The sequence below is a fragment of the Promicromonospora alba genome (assembly GCF_042654905.1).
Classification (GTDB): domain Bacteria; phylum Actinomycetota; class Actinomycetes; order Actinomycetales; family Cellulomonadaceae; genus Promicromonospora; species Promicromonospora alba.
The window spans coordinates 108406-121299 of record NZ_JBHSFI010000005.1 but is presented as its reverse complement, the minus strand read 5'-3'; the positions used below and the strand labels follow the sequence as shown (position 1 = coordinate 121299).

The following is a 12894-nucleotide window of genomic DNA, read 5'->3' as shown; positions in this document are numbered from 1 at the left end:
TCGGCGGGTAATAGTTCACCCGTGATTCGGTAAGAATGGCCCCTTCTTACCCCTAATCTCCCCTATGTGGATATTTTGGGCATGGGTGGGGCGCGCCGAACAGCATCTGCGGTGGGGGAGCGTCTGGCGCGAGGGATCCGGACGCGTGCCGGCAGCGCGGTAGCAGCGGTGACGGCGCTGGTGGTGCTCGCGACGGGTGCCTCGGCGCTGGTCACGACCGGGGCTGCCGACGGGATGCTGTCGGCGATGGCCTGAGTGACGAGCCCGTGCTGGACTGTCCCGTCGAGGAACCCACGCTGGCGGACGCCCTGGCCACCGCCGCCCGGTGTGGGCACGAGGTCGAGGCGCTCGACGAGAAGACGCCCTGGCAGTCGCTCTTCGGCCAGCCGTCGGGGCAGGTACGGCTCGAGGTCGGGAGCAGCGCCGACGCGTCGGACGCGGACGGTGACGGAGACTTCGAGCCGATCGAGACCGCGGTCGCCGAGGACGAGACCGGCCGCCTGAGCCCCGCCGCGCCCGCGGTGGCGATGAGCTTCTCCTCGGGCGGCGACGATGCCGCCTCCGAGCCGGACGTGCTGGCACGGATGACCTCAGCGGACGGTCAGGTCGTGGATGTCGAGGCGCCCTTCGAGCTCACCGACCCGGTCGTCGACGTGGATCGCATCGTGTACCCGGACGTCCTGTCGACCGGCGGCAAGCCGTCCGGAGTCGACCTGGTCGTCGCGGTGAACGCTGACGGTTCGGGCTTCAGCCAGGTGCTGCGGATCGCGGACGAGAAGGCTGCGCGCAACCCGCACGTGGCGGGCCTCGATGCCGACTTCGGCCTCGGCGTGAGCGCCCAGGACGCCGCCGGTGCGGGCCTGGACGTCGCGCGGGAGCACGGCGCGTTCACCGTCACCGATCCGCACGCGACCGAGCCGGACGCCGACGGCGGCGACCCGGAGGTCTTCCGGTCGTCCCGCCCGCTGGTCTGGACCTCTGAAGTGCCCCCAGGCGAAGCGCCCGCAGACGAAGCGTCTTCGGACCAGGCTGCCGGCGCGGCTGCCGCTCCGGCCCGGGCGGCGTCGTTCTCCGAGGCGGAAGCCAGCCCGTCCGCCTCTGCCCTGTCCGGCACGGCGGACCCGCTGGCAGGTCCGCTCACCCCGGACGCGGTCGTCGAAGTTCCCGTGTACGACGGCGACGGTACCGAGGGTGCGGTCGGCGCCGCGATCGAGAGGGCGGCGGCCGAGGAGTCGACGGCGTTTCCGATGTTCGCCGCTCTGGCGGTGTCCGGAACTCTCTCCGAGGTGACGGCGATCCGCAGCGCCTGGCCGGACAGCTCCTCCTCGTACCAGTTCGACGGCGACGCCGGCGTCGGCCGGTGCTCGGCGCCGGACCCGTACGCGGGGTACCAGTGCGGGCTGACCAGCACGCACCGGACCCTCTACGAGTTCGGCGGCCTGAGCGGGGTGGGAGGCCTGTCGTCGTCGGACGTGACGAAGGCCGTCTTCAACATCAACGCCACCTTCTCCTACAACTGCGACAAGACCGGCGTCTGGGTGTACCAGGCCGGCGGGAACGTCGTCAGCAGCTCGACGACGTGGCACAACCCCGGGTCCTGGTCGACGAGGCTCGATACGGCGCTGGTGACACACCGGTCGGACTGTGACGGCATGGTGCGGTCGGTCGGGTTCGACGTCACGGCAGGTGCGAAGAAGGTCGCGTCGTCGAACTGGTCGTCGCTCACCCTGGGCGTGCGCTCCGCGAACGAGACGACGATGACCGGCTGGAAGCGGTACATCGGCCGGAACGACGGCAACGGCGGCACCAGCGGACGCGCCACGCTCTCCATCACGTACAACCGCGCCCCGGGCGTTCCGACGAGCCCGACGACGTGGTACGGCAAGACGGACTTCTCGTGCAGGACCGGGTCGGACCGCCCGATGCTGCGCACCACGACCCCCAAGCTGTCCGTCTACATCCGTGACCCCGACGGGAACGCGACCAAGGCGCGGTTCCAGATCTGGCGGATCAACAGCAGCACCCAGGTCTGGGGCGCCTACATGTCTTCCTACCAGCCCTCCCGGAAGACGCACCACATCCAGGTACCGACGGGGAGGCTGGCCCACAACACCGTCTACAGGTGGCGCGCACTGGCCAAGGACTCGACGGGCCGCGAAGGCTCGTGGTCGCAGTGGTGCGAGTTCGGCGTGGACACGGTCGGGCCGAACACGCCCAGTGTCACCGTCCTCACCTCGGGTGAAGGCATCGAGGCGGCCTATCAGCACGGACAGGAGACCGGCGGCGTCGGCCTGACCGGAAAGTTCCGCCTCGGCCCGAACGGTTCGACCGACGTGGCGAGGTACGCCTACTCGTTCGGGTCCCAGAACCTTGACAAGACCGCCAAGGCGCAGTCCTCGGGAACCGCGACGATCTCGTTCACGCCCAAGACCTCAGGTCCGCAGCCGTTGTGGGTGCGTGCGTACGACCGCGCGGGCAACCCGTCGGAGCTCCCCGACCGCGAGCACCGGATCGATGTGGGCTACCCGGAGACCACAGGCCTCTGGCGCCTCGACGAGGGCACTGGGACCACGGCGTACGACGCCTCTGGATCGAAGACGCCGCGCAACCTCACCCTGGGCTCGGGGACCACCTGGGGCAACGGCCCGCACTCACTCTTCGGTTCCCGGACGGGCGACCGGGCCCTGTCGCTCAACGGGGTGAACGGCCAAGCTTCCTCGCCCGCCGTCGTCGCTCCCACCAAGAGCTTCGTCGTCACGGCACACGTCCGGCTGGACCCGGGGGCCGCGCAGGACCAGCAACACGTGGCGCTCTCGCAGAACGGGACGACCAACCCGGCGTTCACCCTCGGCTACCGCACGTCGTGCGCAGCCACGGGCAGCCAACCCTGCTGGTCGATGATGATGTACCGGTCGGATTCCTCGGACCTGACCAATGTTGCCGCTCAGTCGAGGATCAGTCCGGTCAGGGGCCAGTGGGTCCACCTGACCGGGGCATACGACGCCGACACGGACAAGGTCTCACTGTGGGTGTGCGAGATCGGCACCCCCGACATCCCGTCACCGGCAGAACCCGTGCGAGCCGACTCGACCTCGACCCTGACCGCACCGTGGGCGGCGACCGGCTCCTTCAACGTGGGCCGCCGCACCCTCGCGGGTGTGTCCGACAGCTTCTGGCATGGCCAGGTGGACAACATCCGGGTCTTCGACGGGCAGGTCCTGGCAGAGAACAAGATCCGCCGGCTGTGTCAGGGGGCGGACGACGTCGACTTCAAGGGCGGGGCCCCCGCGCTGGACCCGACCGTCAAGGACAAGTCGGCCGAGGAGATGAACCAGTGATCGCACGAGGAGCGGGTAGGGACGTGCGGAAGCTGACGAGCCAGATGGGGACAGCGGTGACGGGTATGGGTGCGCGGATGCGTGACGGTCTGACCAAGGCCACGGTCGCCACGGCACGAAGGGTTCGGTCGCAGTGGCGCACCGGAGCCCGCCGCGCCGGTCTGGTGACCGTCGCGAGCGGACTGGCCCTCGCGCTGGTCGCGGAGCCGGCGCTCGCGGTCGGCCCGCATGTGGGTGTCGACTGCCAGAGCACGGCGGTGGACCAGAGCACGGCGCTCGAGCTGGCGGACGCCTGCGGGCGGGACGTCGAGATCACGTCGGCCCGCTCCCCGTGGTCGACGTTCATCGCTACCGAGGACGGCCTGGTGTCCCAGGAGGTCACTGCGACCGCCTCGCGCACCGCGGTGAGCGGCACCTGGGGACCGGTCTCGAACCGGGTCGTCGACGCGGACCCGACCGACGGCGTGCTCTCCGTGGCGGCACCCGTGTACCCGATCACGCTGTCGGACGGCACCGAGGGGGTGCCGCTCGCGACGATCACCAAGGACGGGCACGCGCTCACCTACGACAGCCCGTTCGACCTGACGGAGCCGGTCGTCGAGGGCGACACGGTCACCTATCCTGCGGTCGCCGGCAAGGGTGCCGACCTGGTCGTCACCATCAACCAGGACGGCACAGGCATCTCCACGGCGCTGCGGCTGGCCGATCGCGCCGCCGCCCGGCGCGCGGACGAACAGCTCGGCCTGGGCGAGCTCACCTTTCCGGTCACGACGTCGGCGGGCCTGACCGTCACGCAGAACGCCGCCGGCGGCTTCGACGTCGTCGACCCCTTCGGACAGGACGTCTTCCGCGCTCCCGAGCCGAAGATGTGGGACTCCTCTGCATCCGGCGCGCCCGACGAGAGCGCCGCGGGTTCCGGTCTGTTCAGCGCTGGTGCCACACAGCGGGAGACGAAGGCTCCCGCAGGCCCGACGCCCCCCGCGCGGTGGGATCAGATCAGCGGCGAGGACGCCGGCGACCCGGCGGCCCGCGCGACGGCCCCGCTCCACGGGGACCAGCAGGTGTCGATGCCGGTAGACCTCGTCCCGGCCAAGGCCCGCCACACCACCGGCGCATCCACTGCATCGCCGTCGGCCGACTCCGGCACGGGCGTGCCGAGCGGCCCCTCCGCGCCCGGCGTCGACCTCTCGGGCGGTCTGTCCGTGGGCGGTGACCCGCTGGAGACGTCGGGTGGTTTTGGCTCCGCGGGTTCGACGGAGACCTCGACGGTCGGTGTGCGGATCCGTCCGGACCGGGACTTCCTGCTCTCGGACCCGGACACCGTGTTCCCCGCGCTGATCGATCCGACGGTTACCTCTGCGGCCAACGAGTGGATCATGACGCACGATGGCGCTGTCAATGCCACCGAGTACATGTTCGAGGGCAGCCGGGGCGTGGGGCTGTGCGACATCGCGGTGGTTGCCTCCTGCGGGGAGACGAAGCGGTACCGGCTCGGCTGGCAGTTCGCCGGCCTCGACCACCTCGGGCTTCTCGAACCGGATGCCATCTCGTCGGCCACGTTCAGCGTCTACGGTGAACACAGCTGGGACTGCACGGCACGCACGGTGCGGCTGTACGCCACGAAGCCGATCGACGCTGCGTCGACCTGGGACAACTGGGGCATTCCCCCGTTCGGTACGGAGCTGTCCCGCGTGACGGTCGCGCACAGGGAATCGTGCGACAACGCCGGATGGGTCGACTTCGACGCGACGACGGGCGCCAAGAACCTGGCCTCGACCGATACCGGCACGCTCAGCCTGGGCCTCGTGACCCTCAACGAGACCGACATGACCCAGGGGTGGAAGCGGTACCGCCACGACGCCAAGCTCACCGTCGAGTACGAGCCCCCGGCTGTCTCGCCGGACGCCGAGGGCGCCGACCTGGCGGCTCGTACGGAGAACCTCGACCCGGCCGAGCAGGCCGCTGACGATGCAGCACCGGATGCCGCCACGCCGACGCCGGCGCCGGTGGCTGCTCCGCCGGAGCCGACCGCGGACCCGGCGCTCGTCCCCGTGCAGCAGACGCCGGATGCCGCCGAGGCCACCCTCCCCGTGCCCGCGACGCTGACCGCGGTCCCTGAAGGTGCACTGGGCGGGCTCGAGCTGAAGATCGGTGCCCCGGCCCCTGCCGCGGGTACGCCTGAGGCCGCCTCAGAGGTACATGTCGAGGTCGCCGACCAGGCTGCGGCCGTCGGCGCCGGGATCTCCGGTGTGCTCCTCGACGTCACCGACACGTCCGCCGAGGCCCCGCCGGAGAACGGGGTGCGGCAGGTGCAGGTCCAGGTGGACTACGACAGGTTCACCGATCTGGCCGGCGCCGACTGGTCCAGCCGTCTCGGCATCGTCCGCATCCCGGAGTGCCATGCCACGACCCCGGACCTGGTGGAGTGCTCGCCCACCCCGGTCGACTCGACGAACGACACCGAGCAAGGGACCGTGACGGCGACGCTCGACCTGGCTGCCGCCGGCAGCCCGGCCGTTGCAGAAGCCGGTGCGGAGAAGAGCGCCGGCGCGAACGAGAGCACCTCCGCGGAGGCGCAGGTGAGCGCGCTCACGGCGGGCGGTGGCGACACCTTCGCGGTCACGGCCGGCACCAGTTCTGGCTCCGGCGACTGGGGTGCCACACCGTTGTCGTCGGCATCCTCGTGGTCGGTCAGCGGCGGCACGGGCTCACTGGGCTGGTCGTACCCGATCCAGGTTCCGTCCCCGGCGGCCGGGCCCTCGCCCGAGCTCGCGATCGGGTACTCGAGCGCCTCCCTGGACGGGCGGGTGTCCAGCACGAACAACCAGTCCTCGTGGGTCGGGGACGGGTGGGACATGACCAGCGGCTTCGTGGAGCGGCGGTACGTGCCGTGCTCCGAGGACCGCGACGAGTCCAGCGGCGGGCAGAACCCGAACAACACCTCCCGCAAGACCGGTGACCTGTGCTGGGACAGCGACAACGCCTTCCTGGTGTTCAACGGGACGTCCTCGGCCCTCGTCCGTGACGACGACTCCACGACGTCGAGCGCGATCGAGTGGCGGCCCGAGTCCGACGACGGCACTCGCGTGCGGCAGTTCGGCCGACCCACGGGTGATGCCGCCAAGAGCGACGAGGGCTGGGCGGGGGAGTACTGGGAGGTCACCACCACCGACGGCACCAGGTACTACTTCGGCAAGGACGAGCGGTACTCCGGCGACACGCTGGCACAGAACTCCCGCTGGACCGTGCCGGTGTACTCCAACCACCCGAACGAGCCCGGGTACGAGTCCGCCTTCGCGGAATCGAGCCACCAGATGGGGTGGCGGTTCAACCTCGACTATGTCCGTGACATGTCGGACAACACGATGACCTACCGGTACGAGAGCGAGACCAACCGGTACGGCGCGAACAACAACACGGGTGCCACGCGCTCCTACACACGTGGCGGCACGCTGGACTGGATCAGTTACGGCACCCGCGCCGGGTCCGAGCCGGTGAGCGCCACCGGAGCCGGCGCTCCGAACCTGGTCGCCTTCGCCACTGCCGAGCGCTGCCTGGTGGCAGCGACGGACTGTGAGCTCGCCGACCGCGGTACGACGGCGGGCGCGGTGCGCTGGCACGACGCACCCGTGGACCTGCTGTGCTCGTCGAACATCAGCTGCCCGGACGTCCGGAGTCCGGCGTTCTTCTCGACCAGGCGCCTCACGACCGTGGTGACGAAGGTGAACGTCGGCGGCACGCTGACGGCCAAGGACACCGTCGCGCTGACACAGACGTGGCGTGACCCGGGTGACGGCACGGGCCGGATCCTGTGGCTCGACGCCATCAAGCGCACGGCCAACGGCCCCAGCAGCGCGGCGTCGGACGACGTTGTCTTCGACCCGATCAGGTTCGACGGCGAGCGGCAGTTGCCGGGTCGCGTCGCGGACACCGTCGACGACGGGCTGCCGGTCATGAACCGCATCCGGGTCACGGGGATCACCACCGAGACCGGTGCGACGATCTCGATCGAGTACACCCCGACGGACTGCACCGCCAGCACGCATCCCGCCGTCGCGCAGGGCTATATCTCGACCGCGCACCAGTCGGCGAACGCGCAGCGGTGCTTCCCCGTGGTGTGGCACCCATGGGGCATGCCCGAGCCGCGCAGCGAGTACTTCCACTCCTACATGGTGTCCAAGGTGACCCAGTCGCCAGGCAACACCGGTGCGTTCAGTGTTCCTGTCGTCACCTCGTACGCGTACGGCAACGGGATCGAGTGGGCGCGGATCGACGACCCCCTGACGCCGAAGAAGGACCGCACCTACTCGGTCAACCGCGGGTACCTGACCGTCACCACCACAACGGGGTCCAGCTCGGTCGCTGCGAAGACCCGGACCCGGTACCTGCAGGGAACTGGCAAGGACATCGACCTGTCGCTGGACTCGATCACCACCCGCCTCGTCAACGACCACGAGCGGTTTGCCGGGATGCCAGTCACGAGCACGGTGGTCAACGGGCAGATGGAGGTCTCCAAGACAATCACCATCCCCGAGGCCGAGCAGACGGCGAGCACCGGCAGTGCCGGGAACGGCGACCTGTTGACTGCCTATCGGACCAAGCGCACGGACACCTACACCGCCTCTTACACCGCCGACGAGACGCTGGAGCATGTCACCCGTACGGTTACGGACTACGGCACCTCTGGGCAGGTTCTCAAGGTCGACGACTACGGGGAGTACTCGGAGACAGCCGAGGACAACAACACTTCGGACAACCTCTGCACCACCACGGACTACACGGTCAACGCGGGCAGGAACCTGGTGCTGCCCAAGTCGACCGAGACGGTCAGCGTGCGGTGTTCCGCCACGCCGAGCAGGCCGGCGGATGTGGTCAGTGCGTCGCAGATCACGTACGACAGCGGCGCTGATTACAACGCCGAGCCGACCAAGGGCCTGCCGACGAGTGTGAAGACGACCGACAAGGTCGGCGCCTTCAGCGCGGAGTCCCCGGTTGTGAGCACCACCTATGACGGCCGAGGTCGAGTCATCAGCTCGACCGACCCGCTGGGCAGGGTGTCGGAGACCGGATACGAGAATCCTGACGGTGTGCTCACGGCCGTGAGCACAACGAGTCCAGACCCGGACGGTGCGGGCGACGGTGATGGGGACGGCGTCACCCTGACCGCACACGAGTCGACGACCACCCTGCACCCACTGCTCGGCGTACCGACCAGGGTGAGCGACCCGAACGGTCGCCTGACGACGGCAACCTATGACGCAGCCGGTCGCCTGCTGTCGGTGAACTATCCGGATCGGCAGGGCGAGTCGGCGAACGTCACGTACGCGTACTCGACGTCGCGCACGGGTGTGAACGCGGTGACCACCAAGACGCTCGCCGCGGACGGGGTCAAGTACCACGTGTCCGTGGCCCTGTACGACGGCCTGCTGCGGCCGATCCAGACGCAGACCGAGTCGCTGGACGGCGATGAGGAAGCCGTCAACGGCCGGCTCATCACCGACACGGAGTACGACGTGAACGGCCGGGTCTGGGTCACCACCTCAGGCTGGTTCGCGACCGGAAAGCCGAGCACGACCCTGGTGGGTGCGGCCGGCGAGCCGGACGCCACGACGGTCTTCAACTACGACGGCCTAGGACGAGTCCGGTCTGAGGCCCTGTTCACGGGGACGATCTCGAACGCAGCCCACGAGCGGTGGCGCACGACCACGTACTACGACGGTGCCACTACGACTGTTATTCCTCCGGACGGCGCGACCCCGACCCAGACCAAGGTCGACGCCCGTGGCCGGACCGTGGCACTGAGCCAGTTCCTCCGCGACCCGGTCAAGGACCTGTCGGTCCGCACGCTGGCCGGCGTTCTGGACCTAGACGAGCAGACCACGAAGTACAAGTACGACAAGGCCGGGCGGTTGTCGAAGGTGCTGGACACCGAGGACAACACCTGGACCTACACCTATGACAAGCTCGGCCGCCAGATCGAGGCAGTCGACCCGGACGCAGGTAAGACGACGACGACCTACGACGCAGCGGGTCAGGTCACGTCTGTGGTCAACGGCGCGGACCAGAAGCTGTTCTACACCTACGACCAGCTCGCCCGCCGTACGGTCGTCCGGCAGGGCTCAGCAACGGGCACGGTACGTGCCAAGTGGACCTACGACGTCCTGACCTCCCACGCCCCTGCAAACCCTCCAGGGGCCAAGGGCCAGGTCACGAGCTCCACGCGTGTCGCACCGGCGGCTGATGGTGGCGGGGAGTTCATCACAGCGTTGACTGGCTTCGACGCGGCCTATCGTCCGACCGGGACGGTGACCGTCATCCCGGACACCACCCAGATGGCCGGCCTGAAGGGCAGTTACGAGCAGAAGGCCACCTACACCGCTGATGGTCAGCTTGCGTCGACCACCTATCCCAGCGCTGGCGGGCTGAGCAAAGAGACGGTGACCACCCACTTCGACGACGAGACGAGCGTCGCCGAGTGGATGGGCGGTGGGTTCGGATGGGGCACGTACGTCGCCTCCAGCCGCACCGACGTCTTCGGCAGACTGTCCTACCTCGACCTCGGCAACACCTACGGCACCGTCGTGTCCTACAGCTACGAGGTCGGCACCAGCCGGCTGATGAACGTGAAGCTCGACCGCGAACGGATCGGCGGAACCGAGCTCGACATCAGGTACGCGTACGACGACGCCGGCAACGTCCTCAGCGCCAAGGACAAGCCGACCGCGGTGGGCCGCGCCGCGGACCAGCAGTGCTACCAGTACGACGCGCTGCGCCGACTGACCGAGGCCTGGACTCCGGCTACCGGCAACTGCGCGCTGGCGAAGTCGATCCCGGCTCTGGGTGGTACCGCGCCGTACTGGACGTCGTTCGAGTACGACGCGATCGGCAACCGAACGAGCGAGACCTACCGAACCCGCGGACTCGCGGGTGACATCGACGGTGGCCAGACCACCACGACGGACTACTCCTACGCGGGCAGCAGGGACCTCAACGCGAACGGCAACTCGACCGACCCGGGTGAGTTCGCCGGGCCGCACGCGGTCACGTCGATCACCACGGACGGGTCCAGCGGGACCACCGGAACGGCGTTCACGTATGACGGCGCAGGCCGGACGCTGACCCGGACACAGGACAGCGACTACCTGACCAGCAAGCTGTCCCTGGGGTGGGACCAGGAGAGCGAGCTTGCCTCGACTACTACGGCCACGACCGTGTACCCGGAACCCGAGCCGGGCTCAGGGGACGACGACAGCGACGGCGACCAGTCCTCTGGGACCGGGCCCGACCGGGGAACGGGTACGACGACGACTGTCACCGGGCGGAACCTGTACACAGCTGACGGGGACCGCCTCGTGCGGACTACGCCCGACGGCTCGGTGACGGTGTACCTGGGTGGGCAGGAGATCACCAAGTCTGCCAATGGAACGGTCACTTCGGCCCGGTACTACGCCTTCGGCGGGCAGACCGTGGCGATGCGAACAACGAACGGGCTCGGTGGTGTTACGTCGCTGATCAACGACCCGCATGGCACTCCGCTCGCTTCAGTGCACAACACGAACTGGACCACCACGAGCGTGGCCAAGCACTACACGCTGCCGTTCGGCGAGCAGCGCGGCGAGGACTCGGCTCCGGGTGACCACGAGTTCCTCGGCAAGGTCCGGGACGATGCCACTGGTCTGACTCTGGTGGGAGCGAGATGGTACGACGAGACCGTTGGACGGTTCTTGAGCGTGGATCCGATCATGGACCTAGCGGATCCACAGCAGTGGAACGCGTACGCCTACGCGAACAACAACCCGATCACGTATTCCGATCCGACGGGCTTGTGGTGGGAAGCGCTGCCTGTATCCAACAAGGTCATGAGCAGCGGGACGGTTGCACCCGCTTCGAGCTCCAACGGGCTGCTGGGCGGCCCGAGTTGCCGGTACGCCGCCTGTGACGGTACGCAGTTTGGCAGCGAGGAATGGTATTTCGGACATAGTGACGGCTATGAACTAGGTGTAGCCGTCAAGGCTGCCCGGGTTGCCAATTTCTATGCGGGTCTGAACCCCGACGAGCTTGCGGGACAACTTCATCTTGAACAGCAATTGAAGGACGCTCGCAATCTGTTCAGTCAGGAGAGCCTGGCTACGTTAGTCGATGCGGCATACGTGGTCTTTGCTGAAGATCCGGTCAATTGCATCAAGGGTGACGCTTGGGGCTGCTTCTGGTTCGGAGTCGGGCTCATTCCGGGTGGGAAGCTCGCAAAACTTGTCAAGGGACCTGCCGTTGAACTTGTCGAAGCAGTCACGTCAGCGATCAGAAAGGGTGACGCCCAGAGCGCTGCCGATGCCGCCAACGCCGCAGGGAGGGGCGCGGACGACGCCGTCGAGTCTGCCGGTGCGACGTGCCGGACGAACAGCTTCGACGCGGGGACTCTCGTCCTTATGGCGGATGGCACCCGCAAGCCGATCGAGGAGGTTGAACTCGGCGACCATGTAATCGCGACCGACCCCGAGACTGGAGAGCGGGACTCGCGGAAGGTCATCGACCTGATTCGCCACGGTGGCCTGCACACCATGGTCGGCATCGAACTCTCGGATGGGGAGCAGATCGACGCGACTGACGAGCACCCATTCTGGGTCCAGGACAAGCGCGCGTGGATCGACGCGATCGACCTCGCGGTAGGTGACGTGCTCGTCACGGCAGATGACGCGACGCTGACGGTTACGCGGGTTCAGATCAGCCGCTACGATCTGACCGCTTACAACCTCACTGTCGCGGGCTTGCACACTTACCACGTCGGCGACGAGGGCGTACTGGTCCATAATGCCAACTATGTTCCGGCGCCCAAGGAACTGCCGGGTTTCCCTGGGGCTAGGAGGGTCAAACCAAAGACAGCGGTAAAGGACGGCGGTGGGCTTCGGGCGCGTTGGGAGTCGGGCAAGACGATCCTTGAATGGGATTCCCAGCACGGCGAAGTTGAGATGTATAATAAGCGAGGAAAGCATTTAGGTGCGTACGATCCCAACACAGGGGCCGAGATCAAGGGGCCGGTTGCCGGTCGGGAGTGTGTCACGTGAGCTGGGTTGTCCAGGGATACCGGAAATTTGGTCGGCAGACAGTGGTTGAGTGGGTAGTTCTTCCGAATTGGGTTTCTGATCAAATGATCGCAGATAGCATAGGGGTATCCGAAGATATTCGTTCTGGCGTATGGCCGATATCGGATGCCTCTGTGTCTCGGCTGGAAGTCGTCACCGGCAAGAAGTTCCGACGTCGAAAGTGTCTCGCAAGAGTAGAGCACTTCGTGGAGTTCGTTGCCGACGTCTGATTGGATGCACGACTGAGGTTTTCTCGCCCCATCTCGTCCTGCTTCACCTTCAGCGACCTATCACGAAATGAGGCGAGAAAACCTCTCAGTAGGCCGCCAGGCGGTGTTGCTGCGAGTAGTCGTTGTCCACTCGCAGCAACACGCTTGGCTCACGTGGTCTTGCTGGTACCGACTGTCGCCGGGCTCCACACCCATGTCGGGACCAGCCCACAACCACCACCCAAGCCCCACAGACAGGACAGGCCC

General features: G+C 67.7%; 3 protein-coding genes. All 3 read left to right on the top strand.

Annotation, left to right across the window (positions count from 1 at the left end; genetic code table 11):
- Positions 1 to 111: 111 nt before the first annotated feature.
- From ACFO6V_RS15555 to ACFO6V_RS15545, 3 genes are read left to right on the top strand one after another with little or no spacing between them, the layout of a single operon-like run.
- Positions 112 to 255, top strand: a complete 144-nt coding sequence (locus tag ACFO6V_RS15555; RefSeq protein WP_377136741.1) for a hypothetical protein — start codon at positions 112 to 114, stop codon at positions 253 to 255.
- Between the two features lie 11 nt (positions 256 to 266).
- Positions 267 to 3338, top strand: a complete 3072-nt coding sequence (locus ACFO6V_RS15550) for a hypothetical protein (protein ID WP_377136739.1) — start codon at positions 267 to 269, stop codon at positions 3336 to 3338.
- Between the two features lie 23 nt (positions 3339 to 3361).
- The gene (locus ACFO6V_RS15545; RefSeq protein WP_377136737.1) at positions 3362 to 12400 is read left to right on the top strand and encodes a colicin E3/pyocin S6 family cytotoxin; all 9039 of its coding nucleotides are present in this window, start codon (positions 3362 to 3364) and stop codon (positions 12398 to 12400) included.
- Positions 12401 to 12894 lie beyond the last annotated feature (494 nt).